The organism is Brachybacterium aquaticum, assembly GCF_014204755.1.
In the GTDB taxonomy this organism is placed as follows: domain Bacteria; phylum Actinomycetota; class Actinomycetes; order Actinomycetales; family Dermabacteraceae; genus Brachybacterium; species Brachybacterium aquaticum.
This window is the reverse complement of the sequence record NZ_JACHLZ010000001.1, coordinates 2078931-2094070: the sequence shown is the minus strand read 5'-3', so window position 1 is coordinate 2094070 and position 15140 is coordinate 2078931. Positions and strand designations below refer to the sequence as shown.

Below are 15140 nucleotides of genomic sequence, written 5' to 3'. Positions count from 1 at the left end.
GACTAGGCTCCGGGCTACAGGACTTTCTCGGGAGGAGACCATGACCGGCACCGATCCGCGCACCGCGCGACCCTTCGGCGCGGTGGGGACCGCGATGGTGACCCCGCTGACCGCGGACGGACTCGGGGTGGACCTCGACGCCGCCCAGGCTCTGGCCGCCCACGTGGTCGCCCACGGCAACGACATGATCGTCGTCTCCGGCACCACCGGCGAGTCGCCGACCCTCTCCGACCAGGAGAAGGTCGACCTCGCCCGGGCGGTCCGCGAGGCCGTCGGCCCCGAGGTCTCGGTCCTCGCCGGGGTGGGGTCCTACGACACCGCCCACTCGGTCGAGCTGGCCCGCGCCCATGCGGACCTGGGACTCGACGGCCTGCTGGTCGTCACCCCCTACTACTCCAAGCCCGGCCAGGCCGGCGTCATCGCCCACACCGAGGCGATCGCCGACGCCACGGACCTGCCGATCATGCTGTACGACATCCCCGGCCGCACCGGCACGGCGCTCGAGACCGACACCCTGCTGCGCCTGGGCGAGCACGAGCGGATCCTCGCCGTGAAGGACGCCAAGGCCGACCTCCAGCAGGCCGCGGTCGTCATGGAGCGCTCCGACCTCGTCTACTACTCCGGCGAGGACGCGCTGAACCTGCCCTGGCTGTCCATCGGCGCGGCCGGCATGGTCTCCGTGGTCGGCCAGGTCGCCGGCGACCTCGAGCGCGCGATGGTCGAGGCGATGGACCGCTCCGGCGTCGCCGCGGCGCTGGACGCCCACCGCCGCCTGATCCCGCTGGTCGAGGCGATCATGACCCGCATCCCCGGCGCGGTCGCCGCCAAGACCGCCCTGCACCTGCAGGGCGTGCTCCCGAACGCGACCGTGCGCGGCCCGCTCGTCGCCGCGGACGCCGAGCAGCAGCGCGAGCTGTCCGCCGCCCTGGACGCCGCCGGGCTGCTCTGACCCGTCCCGCACCGCCCCGGAGGCACGGCATGACCGCAGCGTTCACCGACCGACTCCCCGAGCCGCCCGCCCTCGACGAGGGCGCGATGCGGATCATCCCGCTGGGCGGGCTCGGGGACGTCGGCCGCAACATGACCGTCCTCGAGTACGGGGGCCGGCTGCTGATCATCGACTGCGGCGTGCTCTTCCCCGAGGAGACCCAGCCGGGCGTCGACCTGATCCTGCCGGACTTCGACGTCATCGCCGACCGGCTCGACGACGTCGCCGCGATCGTGCTCACCCACGGCCACGAGGACCACATCGGCGCGGTGCCCTACCTGCTGCGCCTCAAGCCCGACATCCCCCTGGTGGGCAGCCAGCTCACCCTCGCCTTCATCGAGGCGAAGCTGCGCGAGCACCGCATCACCCCCTTCACCCTCGCCGTCGCCGAGGGGCAGACGGAGAGCCTCGGCCCCTTCGACTGCGAGTTCGTGGCCGTGAACCACTCCATCCCCGACGCGCTCGCAGTGCATGTGTCCACCCCGGCCGGCACGATCCTGCACACCGGCGACTTCAAGATGGACCAGCTGCCGCTGGACGGCCGGATCACGGACCTGCGCGCCTTCGCCCGCCTCGGCGAGGCCGGCGTGGACCTGTTCATGACCGACTCGACCAACGCGGAGGTCCCCGGCTTCACCCTCGCCGAGCGCGAGATCGGCCCCACCCTGGATGGGATCTTCGCCCGCGCCCGCCAGAAGATCGTCGTCGCCTCCTTCTCCAGCCACGTCCACCGCGTCCAGCAGGTCCTCGACGCCGCCGCCAAGCACGGCCGCAAGGTCGCATTCGTGGGCCGTTCGATGGTGCGCAACATGGGCATCGCCGCGGACATGGGCTACCTCGCCGTCCCCGAGAACACCCTCGTGGACGTCAAGCGCATCGACGACCTGCCCGACGAGCAGGTGGTCCTCATGTGCACCGGCAGCCAGGGCGAACCGATGGCGGCGCTGGGCCGGATCGCCAACCGCGACCACCGCGTCAGCGTACGCCCCGGCGACGTCGTCATCCTCGCCTCCTCCCTCATCCCCGGCAACGAGAACGCCGTGTTCCGGGTGGTCAACGGGCTGATGGCGCTCGGCGCCGAGGTGGTCCACAAGGGCAGCGCCAAGGTGCACACCTCCGGCCACGCCAGCGAGGGCGAGCTTCTGTACTGCTACAACATCGTCCGGCCCAGGAACGTCATGCCGATCCACGGCGAGGTGCGCCACCTCATCGCCAACGGCCGCATCGCCGAGCGCACCGGCGTGCCCCGCGAGCGGATCGTGCTGGCGAAGGACGGCCACGTCGTGGACCTCAAGGACGGGGTGGCCCGCACCGTCGGCGAGGTCCCCAACGGCTACGTGTACGTGGACGGCTCGAGCGTCGGAGAGATCTCCGAGGCCGACCTCAAGGACCGTCGCATCCTCGGCGACGAGGGCTTCATCTCCCTGTTCGCGGTCGTGAACTCCGAGACCGGCGCCCTCATCGCCGGGCCCGAGATCCACGCCCGCGGCGTCGCCGAGGACGAGGCCGTGTTCGACCGGATCAAGCCCGACATCATCAAGGCCCTCGAGCAGGCCGTCGCCGACCAGTCCAACCGCCGCGACACCTACCAGCTCCAGCAGGTCATGCGCCGGGTCGTCGGCCGCTACGTCTCCCAGCGCCTGCGCCGCAAGCCGATAATCATCCCCGTCGTCGTCGAGGCCTGAACCGCCCCCTGAACCGCCCCCTGAGCTGCCTCGCGGAGCCGTCTGCCCCCGCGTAGCCGCGCGCCCCGCGGGCCCCGTCGGCCGACGGGGGAGGGGACGTGATCTGCGCCCGCCCGGCGGATCCCGGCCCCCGCCTCCCGGGCCCGGAGGGGCCCGGACGGTACGATCGGGACCATGGCGACACGTACGTCTTCCCCCGCACGTGCGTCGAAAGGCTCGTCCCGCACCTCGGCCTCCGGCACCTCCCGGACCCAGGGTGCCGCGGCGAACGATCCCTCGACGCTCCCTCTGCCGGTGCGCGCAGTGCGCTCCGGCTATCTCGCGATCGCCCGGATGGTCGGCGGAATGGTCCGCTCGATCGGGGTGCAGCGCTGGGAGGTCGCGCCCGAGCAGCGCCGTGACGGCTACTCCCTGTTCCTGATGCTCATCGCGGTGCTGGTCGCCGTGGTCGAGTGGTGGCAGGCCGCCGGTCCCGTGCTCGGCGCCGTGCACACCGTGGTCGCCGGCACCTTCGGGATCTCCTCCATGGTGATCCCGCTGCTGGCCGCCGGCTGGTCGCTGCGCATGTTCCGCCGACCCGACCAGGTGCGCGCCAACTCCCGCATCGCGATCGGCATCGCCCTCCTGCTCACCGCGATCTCCGCGATCGCGTCCGTCGCCGCGCGCCTGCCCGCCCCGGCCGACGGGATCGACGCCCTCGCCCGCGGCGGCGGCGTGCTCGGCTACCTCGCCGCCGCACCGCTGGAGGCGCTGCTGCCCCCGGTCGCCGTGATCGTCATTCACTCCCTGCTCATCGCCTTCGGGATCCTCGTCCTCACCGCCACGCCGGTCGAGTCGATCCCCTCGCGCCTGCGCGGCGTGTACGACGTGATGGTGGGCCGCAGCGAGGAGGAGGACGAGGAGCGCGTCGCCTTCGGCCTGCGCCCCCGCCGCGTCGACCCGGCCGTGCACGAGCAGGCCACCGAGGCCCAGACTGCCCGCCCGCGCCGCCGCACCCGCAAGGAGAAGGCGGAGGCCGAGGCTGCGGAGGCCGCCGAGCGCGACCACGAGGCGTTCGGCTACGCCGGCGACGAGGCCTTCGAGCAGGGTGTCGCCGAGGAGGATACGCGGGGCGGCAAGGGCGGAAAGGGCGCCAAGGCAGCCAAGGGGGAGGGCCGTTCGCGCCGCACCGGTCCCCGTCGCGGCGTTCCCGCGGACTCCACCGAGGTCTTCGACGTCGTCGAGGACGAGAACCACCGCGCCAAGTCCTTTCCGTCCGGTGACGGCGCTCCCGCGCCCACCACCCCTCTGCCCGCCAAGGGCGCCCGCGACGGCGCGACCGCCGCGATGCCGGTGAAGAAGCCCAAGCCCGTGCCCGCAGCAGCAGCAGCGGCTGAGGACGAGAGGCCCGCCGAGAAGGCCGAGCTGATCCCGCCGCCGATGGGCGACCTGCCCCGTGCCGGCGAGCAGCTCGAGCTCGCGGGCGACGTGGTCTACACCCTGCCGGACTCGTCCTTCCTGCTGGAGGGCCCGCCCCACAAGACCCGCTCCGAGACCAACGACCAGGTCGTCGCCGCGCTCGGCGAGGTCTTCGAGCAGTTCAACGTCAACGCCGAGGTCGTCGGCTTCTCCCGCGGCCCGACGGTCACCCGCTACGAGGTCGAGCTCGCCCCGGGCACCAAGGTCGAGAAGGTCACGGCCCTGGACAAGAACATCTCCTACGCCGTGGCCAGCGCCGACGTGCGCATCCTCTCGCCGATCCCCGGCAAGAAGGCCATCGGCATCGAGATCCCCAACACCGACCGCGAGACCGTCGCGCTCGGCGACGTGCTGCGTAGCCCCGTCGCCCGCCGCAACGAGCACCCGATGGTGATGGGCGTGGGCAAGGACGTCGAGGGCGGGTACGTCGTCGCGAACCTCGCCAAGATGCCGCACCTGCTGGTCGCGGGCGCCACCGGCGCCGGCAAGTCCAGCTTCGTGAACTCGATGATCACCTCGATCCTCATGCGCGCCACCCCCGAGGAGGTGCGGATGGTGCTCGTGGACCCCAAGCGCGTGGAGCTCACGATCTACGAGGGCATCCCGCACCTGATCACCCCGATCATCACCAACCCCAAGAAGGCCGCCGAGGCGCTCGAGTGGGTCGTCAAGGAGATGGACGCCCGCTACGACGACCTCGCCGCCTTCGGGTACAAGCACATCGACGACTTCAACAAGGCCGTGCGCGCGGGGGAGGTGCAGGTCCCGCCCGGCAGCGAGCGGCGCCTGGCCCCCTACCCGTACCTGCTGGTCGTGGTCGACGAGCTCGCGGACCTGATGATGGTCGCCCCGCGCGACGTCGAGGCGTCGATCCAGCGCATCACCCAGCTGGCCCGCGCCGCCGGCATCCACCTGATCCTGGCGACCCAGCGCCCGTCGGTCGACGTGGTCACCGGCATCATCAAGGCCAACGTCCCCAGCCGTCTCGCCTTCGCGACCTCGTCGCTGCAGGACTCCCGCGTCATCCTCGACACCCCCGGCGCGGAGAAGCTGATCGGCCAGGGCGACGCCCTGTTCCATCCGATGGGCAAGGCCAAGCCCATGCGCGTCCAGGGCGCCTGGGTCAACGAGTCGGAGATCCACAAGGTCGTCGACCACGTCAAGACCCAGATGAAGCCCAACTACCGCGAGGATGTCGCTGTCGTCGCGGAGAAGAAGCAGATCGACGACGACATCGGCGACGATCTCGAGGTGCTGCTGCAGGCGGCGGAGTTGGTGGTCACCACCCAGTTCGGCTCCACCTCCATGCTGCAGCGCAAGCTCCGCGTCGGCTTCGCCAAGGCCGGTCGCCTCATGGACCTGCTCGAGTCCCGCGAGATCGTGGGCCCCTCCGAGGGGTCCAAGGCCCGCGACGTGCTCGTCCACCCCGACGACCTCGGCACCGCCATCGCCCGCATCCGCGGCGAGGAGCCGCCGGCAGGCGAGGGCGAGGAGCCCTACGGCGCCGACCAGGCGGTCGACCTCGAGGAGGAGCCGGTCGAGCGGGTCTCCGCGGACGGCGGCGAGGACCGCTACGCCTCCGACCCGCTGGCCGACGACGGCTCCGAGCCCGCCGTGGACTACTACGACGAGGAGGACGAGGACAGCGAGGACGCCTGGTCCCTCACCGGCCGCTGAGCGTCCCGTCCCTCGCCCGCCCCGCCCCTACACCCGCCCCACACGCATCGAGGAGCACCGATGACCGCTTCGCCCAAGGCCGAGGTCCCGCTGTGGAACATCGCCAACATCCTCACCATGGTGCGCTGCGCGATGGTGCCGCTGCTGGTGGTGCTCGCGATCCTGTACCCGGACACGGTGGGCGGCCGGATCCTCATCGCGGCGGTGTTCGTGATCGCCATGATCACCGACTTCGTGGACGGGCACCTGGCCCGCAGCCGCAACCTCATCACCGACTTCGGCAAGATCATGGACCCCATCGCCGACAAGGCGATGACCGGGGCGGCGCTGGTCATGCTCTCGGTGTGGGAGTACGTGCCGTGGTGGATGACCATCCTCATCCTGGTGCGCGAGTTCGGCATCACGATCATGCGCTTCACGATCCTGAAGTACGGGGCGCTGCCGGCGAACATGGCCGGCAAGGCCAAGACCATGGTCCAGTCCATCGCGATCACCTTCTGCCTGCTGCCCTTCGAGCTGTGGTGGTCCCCGGCGCGCTGGATCGGCTTGGCCCTGGTGCTGCTGGCCGTGATTCTCACCGTCTGGTCGGGCCTGGTGAACCTCAAGGACGGCCTGCGCCTGCGCCGCGAGGCCCTCGCCGAGGGCGCCGGACCGGCATGAGCACCGCCGACGCGGCTCCCGCGGCCGACGGGGCTTCCGCGGCCGCGCCGGCTCCGGCGGTCACCGGCGCGGGCGTCGAGCCCGCCGAGGTGATCGCCGCCGCCCGCCGACAGGGCCTCTGGCTCGCCACCGCCGAGTCGCTGACCGCCGGCGCCGTGGTCGCGCGACTGGTCGACGTGCCCGGCGCGAGCGCCGTGATCGCCGGGGGAGCGGCCACCTACTCCTATGCCGCGAAGTCCCGTGTGCTCGGCGTCGACGCGGACCTGCTCGCGCGCACCGGCGCCGTGACCGCCGAGGTCGCCGCCGCCATGGCCGAGGGAGCCCAGCGCCTCTACGACGCGGACCTCGCCGTCTCCACCACGGGCGTCGCCGGCCCCGGCCCCGACGAGCGCGGCACCCCCGAGGGCACCGTCTTCCTCGGTCTCGCGCGCCGCGGCGCGGAGACCCGCACCCAGGAGCTGCACCTGCGCGGCACGAGGGCCGAGATCCGCGCCGCGAGCGTCCGCGCCGCCCTCGCCCTCCTCGCCGAGGGTCTGCTCGTCGAGGACCCGGCCGACGGGCACGAGGCCTGACCGCACCCGGCGGGGTCCCCGCAAGGGCGTCCTCTCCTCCCCACCGTCCCACCGTGCACACCTCCAGCGAATCCTCGGGAGTGGGCCACTACACTCTGGGGAACACTCTCGCGGGACCGCGCGTTGACCTCTTCGTGATGACGACGACGTACCGCACCGCAGAGGTGCATGACCAGTTCATCCAGAGTCAGAGGAAGGGAGGCAGGTCCATGATCCTGTTCCGTCAGGAGCTGGGGGACGTGCTGCGCGATGCACGCCGCGCCCAGGGCCGCACCCTGCGACAGGTGTCCTCCGACGCCCGCGTGTCGCTGGGCTACCTCAGCGAGATCGAGCGCGGCCAGAAGGAGGCCTCCAGCGAGCTGCTGGTCTCGGTGACCGACGCGCTCGGCCTCCCGCTGTCCTTCGTTCTGCGCGAGGTGTCCGACCGCATCGCGGTCCACGAGCGCGTGACGATCCCGGACACCGTGCCGGAGGGTCTGGCCGACGAGCCGGCGCCCCTGGTCGGCGCCCGCTGAGGTGCGCCGCAGCGAGTTCACGGAGCTGGCCGAGCACGTCTTCGGTCCGGCCCTGGCCCGCACCTATACCCACGACCTCGTGCTCGAGGAGGTGGGCGGCCTGACCGCCGCCGACGCCCTCGAGCGCGGGGTCGCTGTGCGTGCGGTGTGGACCGCACTGTGCGACCAGATGGACGTGCCCGAGACCCAGCGCTGGGAGATCCCGCTGGAGCAGCGACGCCGCTGACCCCTCGGAGAGCCGATCCACCTGCTGCTCGCCGGCCGCCCGGACGCCGTGCGTGATCCGTCCGTAGATAGCCGCGCGTGATCCGCCCGGAGACCGCCGTGCGCGACACGCCGCGCACAGACTTGTGTTCGAACGTCTGTTCGGTATTCTGTTCCCTGTCGGTCCGCCCGGGCACCGCGCCCGCCTCAGCACCTCTCCTCCACAGCGCTCTGTCATCCACAGGGGATGCGGGACGGCGAGAAATGTCGGGGCCCGCGCCTACTGTGGCCGCACGGTCACCACGTCGGCACTCCCGGCCCTCTGGAAGGAACACCCCATGCCTGCACCGAAGTCCGCCCCGAAGGATCGCGGATCCTCCCTCGACAACGCCCTCGCGCAGATCGACCGCCAGTTCGGCAAGGGCTCGATCATGCGGCTCGGCGACGATACGCGCCCGCCCGTCGAGGTCATCCCCACCGGCTCCGTCGCGCTGGACGCCGCGCTCGGCATCGGCGGCCTGCCCCGCGGCCGCATCGTGGAGATCTACGGCCCGGAGTCCTCCGGCAAGACCACCGTCGCCCTCCACGCGGTCGCCAACGCGCAGCGCAACGGCGGCATCGCCGCGTTCATCGACGCCGAGCACGCGCTGGACCCCGAATACGCCAAGAAGCTCGGCGTGGACACCGACGCCCTGCTGGTCTCCCAGCCGGACACCGGCGAGCAGGCGCTCGAGATCACCGACATGCTGATCCGCTCCGGCGCGCTGGACATCGTGGTCGTCGACTCCGTCGCGGCGCTGGTGCCCAAGGCCGAGATCGAGGGCGAGATGGGCGACTCCCACGTCGGCCTCCAGGCCCGCCTCATGTCCCAGGCGCTGCGCAAGCTCACCGGTGCCCTGTCCAACTCCGGCACCACCGCCATCTTCATCAACCAGCTGCGCGAGAAGATCGGCGTGTTCTTCGGCAGCCCCGAGACCACCACCGGCGGCAAGGCGCTGAAGTTCTACGCCTCCGTGCGCATGGACATCCGCCGCATCGAGACCCTCAAGTCCGGCTCCGACGCGGTGGGCAACCGCACCCGCGTCAAGGTCGTCAAGAACAAGATGGCCCCGCCCTTCAAGCAGGCCGAGTTCGACATCCTCTACGGCGAGGGCATCTCCCGCGAGGGCGGGCTGATCGACCTCGGCGTCGAGCACGGCGTGGTCCGCAAGTCCGGCGCCTGGTTCACCTACGAGGGCGACCAGCTGGGCCAGGGCAAGGAGAACTCCCGCCAGTTCCTCAAGGACAACCCCGACCTCGCCGCCGAGATCGAGGAGAAGATCCTGCGCACCCTCGGCGTGGGCAAGTACGCCGCCGAGCAGGCGGCGCCCGAGGCCGAGGAGGCGCTCGGCGAGGACGAGTTCTTCGACGAGGACGTCCCCGCCACCATCTGACGATGGCCCGGCAGCACCCCGAGCGCGGCGCCGACGACCACCCGGTCGCCGGCGCCGCCGCCGTCCCCGCCCGCACACAGGCCCCGTCGGCCGGGCACACCGCCCCGTCGGCCGGCGCCGCCCCATCGGCCGGCACCTCCCCGTCCGCGCGGGTCCGCGAGCGCCTCGAGCGGCGCACCCGCGAGATCCTCGACGCCCCGCGGCCGAAGCCCACCGAGGAGGACGCGTCCCATGAGAAGGCCGTCGTCCACGAGTGCCGCTATCTCATGCGGCTGCTGGCCACCCGCCGCCGCTCCGAGGGGGAGATGCGCCGTCGCCTCGCCCAGCGGGAGGTGCCCGGCGCCGTCGCCCACGAGGTCATCGCCCGCATCGACCGCGCCGGGCTGATCGACGACGCCGCCTTCGCCCGGGACTGGGTCCAGCAGCGCCGCGCCCTGCGCGCCCTCGGCGACGAGGCGCTGCGCCGCGAGCTCGAGGACCGCCGCGTCGCGTCGGACCTCATCGAGGAGGCGCTGCGCGCAGGGGAGGACGACGAGGAGCAGCGCTGCCGTGAGCTGGTCCGCTCGCGCTTGGACGAGCGGGACCGGGCGCGGCTGCGCGAGGAGAGGGACGGCGCCCACCGCAGGAAGCTCTCCCGGCGCCTGGACGCGCTGCTGACCCGCAAGGGCTATCCCGGCGACCTCGCCGTCCACGTCATCTCCGGCGAGCTCCGCGCCGCCGCCGAGGAGCCCGCCGCCTGAGTTCCGGCGAAGGAGCTCCGATGAGGGGAGCCCCGACGAGAGGAGCTCCTTCGAGGCCAGCCGCGCCGGTCCCGCTCAGGGGATCGGCGGGGTGCCCACCACCCGGGTGGGTGCCTTGCGGGCGAAGGAACTGCGACGCTGGACGAACACGGCCAGGCGCGACAGCGAGATGTTCAGCGCGATGTACACCGCCGCGCCCACCGTCAGCAGCGGCAGCAGGTACTGCGCGTTGGTCAGAGCATCGGCGACACGGCTCACGCTGCGCAGCAGCTCCGCATAGCCGACGATGTAGCCGAGCGAGGAGTCCTTGACCAGCACCACGCCCTGCGCGATGAGCGAGGGCATCATCATCCGCACCGCCTGAGGCAGCTGGATGTCGCGGTAGGTGAGGAATCGGCCCATGCCGAGTGACTCGGCCGCCTCCGTCTGCCCCTTGGGGAGGGCCGCGATGCCGGCGCGGAGGATCTCCGCGAACACCGCCGCGTTGTACAGCGTCAGTCCGAACACCACGGCGATCAGCTGCGTCGCCCCCGGCAGAACGAGGATCCCGAAGAACATCACCAGCACCACCGGCAGTCCGCGGAAGAACTCGGTGATCGCAACGACCGCCCAGCGCACCGGGGCGATGGGGGAGGGGCGCAGCGACACCAGCACCAGCGCCAGAAGCGCCGCGAGCGGCAGCGAGATCGCGGCGGCGATCAGCGTGTTGGTCAGTCCCCGGAACACGGCCTGCCAGACGTGGCGGGTCTCGTAGCCGGCGAAGTTCGTGGGCACGTCCACCAGCACCAGCCAGCGGTCGTTGAAGGCACCGTTGCGGGCAAGGAGGTAGATCAGGCCGCCGCCGAGCGCGACGAGCACGAGCGCCAGGATCACCGAGATGCGGCGCTCGCGCGCCTTCTCCTCGGGGCCGGCGACGTCGTAGAGGACGGGTCCGCTGGAGCTGCTCATCGGGCGAACGCCACCTTCCGTTCGAGGCGACCGGCGATCTGGCCGAGCGGGATGCAGATGACGAGGTAGAACAGCGCCACCCCGAGCAGGATCGCGATGACGTCCGCGGAGTACACGTTGGTCAGGCGCCGGGACATGGCGAACAGCTCGAACACGCCGAAGGCGCCGGCGACCGAGGTGTTCTTCACCAGCGCGATGAGCACGCTGATCAGCGGCGGGATCGAGGTGCGGAACGCCTGGGGGAGGACCACGATCGAGAGGTTCTGGCGGAAGGACATCCCCAGCGACCGCGCCGCCTCCGCCTGCCCGACGGCGACGGAGTTGATGCCCGAGCGCACCGCCTCGGCGACGAACGCGGAGGTGTAGCAGCTCAGCGCGATCGTCGCGGCGGTGCGGTAGTCGAAGGAGAAGCCGATCGAGGGGGTGACGAACACGAAGAAGAAGAACACGATCGTCAGCGGGGTGTTGCGCAGGAACTCCGTGTACGCGGTGGCGACCAGGCGCAGCGGCCGGTACGGGGAGACGCGCAGCGCGGCGATGAACGTGCCGATCAGCAGGGCGAGCACGCCGGAGACCGCGGCGAGGGACAGTGTGGTGCTGAAGGCGCGCCAGAGCATCTGGTGCTCGATGACGAAGGTCTCCATGGCGGCTCCTGGCTGGGTCGTCGGGCCGGCTGGGGAGCCGGCCCGACGGGGGAGGGGGAAAGGGAGGTCAGTACCGGTCGATGGCCGGCGGCTCCGGGGTGGGCAGCACGACGCCCGCGGTCGACTCCCACGCCGAGGCCCAGGCGCCGTCGTCGTACGCGGCCTGCAGCGTGTCGTTGATGAAGGTGCGGAAGTCGTCGTCGCCGAGGGCCAGACCGATGCCGTAGGGCTCCTCGGTGAAGGTCTCGCCGTCGTTGACGAGCTTGAGGTTGTCCGGATCGGACTCCACGAAGCCCGCGAGGATGACGTTGTCGGTGGTGACCACGTCGACCTGGCCGTTGATCAGGGCGGTGACGCAGTTGGAGTAGGTGTCGAAGGTGACCAGTTCCGAGTCGGGGTGGTTGTCCAGGATGTACTGGGCCGGGGTGGAGCCCTCGACGGAAGCGACCTTCTTGCCGGCCAGGGAGTCCTCGCCGGTGATGTCCTCGTTGTCCGCCAGCACCATCAGCGCCTGGCCGGCCACGTAGTACGGCCCGGCGAAGTCGACGACCTCCTTGCGGGTGTCGTTGATGGTGTAGGTCGCCACGACGATGTCGACCTGGCCGTTCTCGATGAAGGGCTCGCGGTTCGCCGAGACGGTCTCGGTCCAGGTGATGCTGCCCGCCTCGATGCCGAGCGCGCCGGCGATGATCTTGCCGATCTCGACGTCGAAGCCGACGGGGTCGCCGTCGGGCCCGGCCTGCCCGAACAGCGGCTGGTCGAACTTGGTGCCGATGGTGATGGCGCCGGCGTCGGCCAGGCGCGCCATGGTCGAGCCCTCGGGGAAGTCGGCGGTGTCGACCTCGGCGACCTCGGGCTCGTCGCTGCTGTCCCCGCCCCCGCAGGCGGCGAGGGTGAGAGCGGCGGCGGTGCCGACGGTGCCGGTGAGGAAGAGGCGGCGGTTCAGGGGCTTGCTCATGGTGTTCTCCTGGAGGTGCTGGTCGGGGTCGGTGGGAGGACAGGGCTCAGCGGTCGATGGGGCTCAGTGGTGGAGGATCTTGCCGAGGAAGTCCTTGGCGCGGTCCGACTCGGGGGAGGAGAAGAACTCCTCGGGCGGACGCACCTCGACGATGCGCCCGGAGTCCATGAACACCACCCGATCGGCGGTGCGGCGGGCGAAGCCCATCTCGTGGGTGACCACGATCATCGTCATGCCCGACTTGGCCAGCCCCGTCATCACCTCGATGACCTCGCTGATCATCTCGGGGTCGAGGGCGGAGGTGGGCTCGTCGAAGAGCATCACCTTGGGCTTCATGGCGAGGGAGCGGGCGATCGCGACGCGCTGCTGCTGGCCGCCGGAGAGCTGCGCGGGCAGCTTGTCGGCCTGGTCGGCGACGCCCACCCGCTCCAGCAGCTCCATCCCCTCGGCCTCGGCCTGCTTGCGCGGGACGCCCTTGACCTTGATGGGGGCGACGGTGACGTTCTGCAGCACCGTCTTGTGGGCGAAGAGGTTGAAGGACTGGAAGACCATCCCCACCTCGGAGCGCAGCTTCGCCAGTCCCTTGCCGGAGGTGGGCAGCACCGTGCCGTCGATGCGGATCTCGCCCTCGTCGATGGTCTCCAGGCGGTTGATCGTGCGGCAGAGCGTGGACTTGCCGGAGCCGGAGGGGCCCAGCACCACGACCACCTCGCCGGGGGCGACCTCGAGGTCGATGTCCTTCAGGACGTGCAGATCGCCGAAGTGCTTCTGGACGCCGGAGAGCTGGACCAGGGGCCGCGTCGTCGAGGCCCGGGGCCCCGCGGGGTCCGGTGTAATGGAGGTCATACCGGCAACCTAGGCCAGGAGCGCCGGCATTCCACCCCTGCGGGAGGTGCTGTCACTCTGTTGTGACCTTGCCGCCCGGTCGGCGGACGCCCCGATGGGGGCGGGATCACCCCCGTCCCCGTCGGCCCTGACAGGGCCCCGCGCGGCCCTGCGCCGTATTCTGGGGAGGCTATGTCTCTCACCGCTCCCGCCCCCACGCGCGGCACCTACCAGGTGCGCACCTTCGGCTGCCAGATGAACGTCCACGACTCCGAGCGCCTGACCGGCATGCTCGAGGAGGCCGGGTACACCGCCGCGCCCGACGGCGCCGACGCCCGACGCGGCGAGGTCGACGTGGTCGTGTTCAACACCTGCGCGGTGCGGGAGAACGCGGACAACAAGCTCTACGGCACCCTCGGTGGGCTCCGCCCCGGCAAGGACGCGAACCCGGGCATGCAGATCGCCGTCGGCGGATGCCTGGCCCAGAAGGACCGCGCCGCGATCGTGGACCGCGCCCCCTGGGTCGACGTCGTCTTCGGCACCCACAACATCGGCTCCCTGCCGGTGCTGCTGGACCGCGCCCGCCACAACGCCGAGGCGCAGGTGGAGATCCTCGAGTCCCTCGAGGTGTTCCCCTCCACCCTGCCCACGAGGCGCGAGTCCTCCTACGCCGCCTGGGTGTCGATCTCCGTGGGCTGCAACAACACCTGCACCTTCTGCATCGTCCCGTCCCTGCGCGGCAAGGAGAAGGACCGCCGCCCCGGCGACATCCTCGCCGAGGTCCGCGACGTCGTGGATGCCGGCGCCATCGAGGTGACGCTGCTGGGCCAGAACGTGAACTCCTACGGCGTCGAGTTCGGCGACCGCGGCGCCTTCGCGAAGCTGCTGCGTGCCTGCGGCGACGTCGACGGACTCGAGCGGGTGCGCTTCACCTCCCCGCACCCGGCGATGTTCACCGACGACGTCATCGACGCGATGGCCGAGACCCCCAACGTCATGCCCCAGCTGCACATGCCCCTGCAGTCCGGCTCCGACGACGTGCTGCGCCGCATGAAGCGCTCCTACCGCTCCAAGAAGTTCCTCGGCATCCTCGACCGGGTCCGCGACCGGATCCCCGAGGCCGCCATCACCACCGACATCATCGTCGGCTTCCCTGGCGAGACCGAGGACGACTTCCAGCGCACCCTCGAGGTCGTCGAGGCCTCGCGCTTCTCCAGCGCCTTCACCTTCCAGTACTCCATCCGCCCCGGCACCCCCGCGGCGACCATGGAGGACCAGATCCCCAAGGAGGTCGTCCAGGAGCGGTTCGAGCGCCTGGTCGCCCTGCAGGACCGCATCACCCACGAGGAGAACCGGAAGCTCGAGGGCACCCAGGTCGAGATCCTCGTCGCCGAGGGCGAGGGGGACCGCGACCGCGAGACCCACCGCCTCTCCGGGCGCGCCCGCGACCACCGCCTGGTCCACTTCGCCCTGCCCGCGGACCTGCCCGAGAAGGACCGTCCGCGCCCCGGCGACCTGGTCACCACCACCGTCACCCGCGCCGCCCCGCACTACCTCCTCGCCGACAGCGCCCTGGACGGCGGTGCGTTCTCCGTGCGCCGCACCCGCTCCGGCGATGCCTGGAAGGCGGGGGTGCAGGGCCTGGACGCCGGCAGCTCCTGCGGCACCGGCCATGGCGGCGGGGCCCCGGCGGGTCCCGTCACGCTCGGCCTCCCGAGCCTGCGCCGCGCCTGAGCGCGCATCGCCGGCCCATGACAGGAGGGCCGGCACCCCGCGGGGTGCCGGCCCTCCTGTCATGCCCGTCGGCCGACGTACTTCGGCTCGTGCCTCTCA

14 protein-coding genes are annotated in these 15140 nt (G+C 71.5%); 10 read left to right on the top strand and 4 right to left on the bottom strand.

Annotated elements, in window-relative coordinates; genetic code table 11:
- The first annotated feature begins 40 nt into the window (after positions 1-40).
- The 9 genes from dapA (at position 41) to HNR70_RS09330 (ending at position 9932) form a co-directional block, all read left to right on the top strand.
- Positions 41-949, top strand: coding sequence for a 4-hydroxy-tetrahydrodipicolinate synthase (dapA, locus tag HNR70_RS09370; protein WP_184325417.1), 909 nt, complete (start codon positions 41-43; stop codon positions 947-949).
- Positions 950-978: 29 nt separating this feature from the next.
- Positions 979-2673 carry a ribonuclease J gene (locus HNR70_RS09365; RefSeq protein ID WP_184325416.1) on the top strand — a complete coding sequence of 565 codons (1695 nt, stop codon included), beginning with the start codon at positions 979-981 and terminating at the stop codon, positions 2671-2673.
- A 174-nt stretch (positions 2674-2847) separates the two neighbouring features.
- Positions 2848-5808, top strand: a complete 2961-nt coding sequence (locus tag HNR70_RS09360; RefSeq protein ID WP_221421118.1) for an FtsK/SpoIIIE family DNA translocase — start codon at positions 2848-2850, stop codon at positions 5806-5808.
- A gap of 60 nt (positions 5809-5868) precedes the next feature.
- Positions 5869-6468 carry a CDP-diacylglycerol--glycerol-3-phosphate 3-phosphatidyltransferase gene (pgsA, locus tag HNR70_RS09355; protein WP_184325415.1) on the top strand — a complete coding sequence of 200 codons (600 nt, stop codon included), beginning with the start codon at positions 5869-5871 and terminating at the stop codon, positions 6466-6468.
- Positions 6465-7040, top strand: coding sequence for a CinA family protein (locus HNR70_RS09350; RefSeq protein ID WP_184325414.1), 576 nt, complete (start codon positions 6465-6467; stop codon positions 7038-7040). Before pgsA ends, HNR70_RS09350 begins: the two co-directional genes overlap by 4 nt.
- 209 nt (positions 7041-7249) lie before the next feature.
- Positions 7250-7555 (top strand): helix-turn-helix domain-containing protein, encoded by a 306-nt coding sequence (locus tag HNR70_RS09345; protein WP_184325413.1) that lies wholly within the window; start codon positions 7250-7252, stop codon positions 7553-7555.
- 1 nt (position 7556) lies between these two features.
- Positions 7557-7781: a DUF3046 domain-containing protein gene (locus tag HNR70_RS09340; RefSeq protein ID WP_184325412.1), complete on the top strand. Its 225-nt coding sequence runs from the start codon at positions 7557-7559 to the stop codon at positions 7779-7781.
- A gap of 316 nt (positions 7782-8097) precedes the next feature.
- Positions 8098-9192, top strand: coding sequence for a recombinase RecA (gene recA, locus HNR70_RS09335; protein ID WP_184325411.1), 1095 nt, complete (start codon positions 8098-8100; stop codon positions 9190-9192).
- Between the two features lie 2 nt (positions 9193-9194).
- Positions 9195-9932, top strand: coding sequence for a regulatory protein RecX (locus HNR70_RS09330; RefSeq protein WP_184325410.1), 738 nt, complete (start codon positions 9195-9197; stop codon positions 9930-9932).
- Between the two features lie 75 nt (positions 9933-10007).
- Here HNR70_RS09330 and HNR70_RS09325 read toward each other — a convergent pair whose 3' ends face one another.
- The 4 genes from HNR70_RS09325 to HNR70_RS09310 form a co-directional block, all read right to left on the bottom strand.
- The gene (locus HNR70_RS09325) at positions 10008-10880 is read right to left on the bottom strand and encodes an amino acid ABC transporter permease (protein WP_184325409.1); all 873 of its coding nucleotides are present in this window, start codon (positions 10878-10880) and stop codon (positions 10008-10010) included.
- Positions 10877-11524 (bottom strand): amino acid ABC transporter permease, encoded by a 648-nt coding sequence (locus tag HNR70_RS09320; RefSeq protein WP_184325408.1) that lies wholly within the window; start codon positions 11522-11524, stop codon positions 10877-10879. Before HNR70_RS09320 ends, HNR70_RS09325 begins: the two co-directional genes overlap by 4 nt.
- A gap of 67 nt (positions 11525-11591) precedes the next feature.
- Positions 11592-12482 (bottom strand): glutamate ABC transporter substrate-binding protein, encoded by an 891-nt coding sequence (locus tag HNR70_RS09315; RefSeq protein WP_184325407.1) that lies wholly within the window; start codon positions 12480-12482, stop codon positions 11592-11594.
- A gap of 63 nt (positions 12483-12545) precedes the next feature.
- On the bottom strand, positions 12546-13328 hold the full coding sequence (locus tag HNR70_RS09310) for an amino acid ABC transporter ATP-binding protein (RefSeq protein WP_281383212.1): 783 nt from the start codon (positions 13326-13328) through the stop codon (positions 12546-12548).
- A gap of 171 nt (positions 13329-13499) precedes the next feature.
- Here HNR70_RS09310 and miaB point away from each other — a divergent pair, with 171 nt between their 5' ends.
- Positions 13500-15041: a tRNA (N6-isopentenyl adenosine(37)-C2)-methylthiotransferase MiaB gene (gene miaB, locus HNR70_RS09305; RefSeq protein WP_184325406.1), complete on the top strand. Its 1542-nt coding sequence runs from the start codon at positions 13500-13502 to the stop codon at positions 15039-15041.
- Positions 15042-15140: the final 99 nt, after the last annotated feature.

Coding starts and splice junctions, on each gene's coding strand:
- HNR70_RS09320 (WP_184325408.1), bottom strand. CDS start 11,524: ATGGAGACCTTCGTCATCGAGCACCAGATGCTCTGGCGCGCCTTCAGC.
- HNR70_RS09360 (WP_221421118.1), top strand. CDS start 2,848: ATGGCGACACGTACGTCTTCCCCCGCACGTGCGTCGAAAGGCTCGTCC.
- HNR70_RS09350 (WP_184325414.1), top strand. CDS start 6,465: ATGAGCACCGCCGACGCGGCTCCCGCGGCCGACGGGGCTTCCGCGGCC.
- pgsA (WP_184325415.1), top strand. CDS start 5,869: ATGACCGCTTCGCCCAAGGCCGAGGTCCCGCTGTGGAACATCGCCAAC.
- dapA (WP_184325417.1), top strand. CDS start 41: ATGACCGGCACCGATCCGCGCACCGCGCGACCCTTCGGCGCGGTGGGG.
- HNR70_RS09330 (WP_184325410.1), top strand. CDS start 9,195: ATGGCCCGGCAGCACCCCGAGCGCGGCGCCGACGACCACCCGGTCGCC.
- HNR70_RS09310 (WP_281383212.1), bottom strand. CDS start 13,328: ATGACCTCCATTACACCGGACCCCGCGGGGCCCCGGGCCTCGACGACG.
- miaB (WP_184325406.1), top strand. CDS start 13,500: ATGTCTCTCACCGCTCCCGCCCCCACGCGCGGCACCTACCAGGTGCGC.
- HNR70_RS09315 (WP_184325407.1), bottom strand. CDS start 12,482: ATGAGCAAGCCCCTGAACCGCCGCCTCTTCCTCACCGGCACCGTCGGC.
- recA (WP_184325411.1), top strand. CDS start 8,098: ATGCCTGCACCGAAGTCCGCCCCGAAGGATCGCGGATCCTCCCTCGAC.
- HNR70_RS09345 (WP_184325413.1), top strand. CDS start 7,250: ATGATCCTGTTCCGTCAGGAGCTGGGGGACGTGCTGCGCGATGCACGC.
- HNR70_RS09365 (WP_184325416.1), top strand. CDS start 979: ATGACCGCAGCGTTCACCGACCGACTCCCCGAGCCGCCCGCCCTCGAC.
- HNR70_RS09325 (WP_184325409.1), bottom strand. CDS start 10,880: ATGAGCAGCTCCAGCGGACCCGTCCTCTACGACGTCGCCGGCCCCGAG.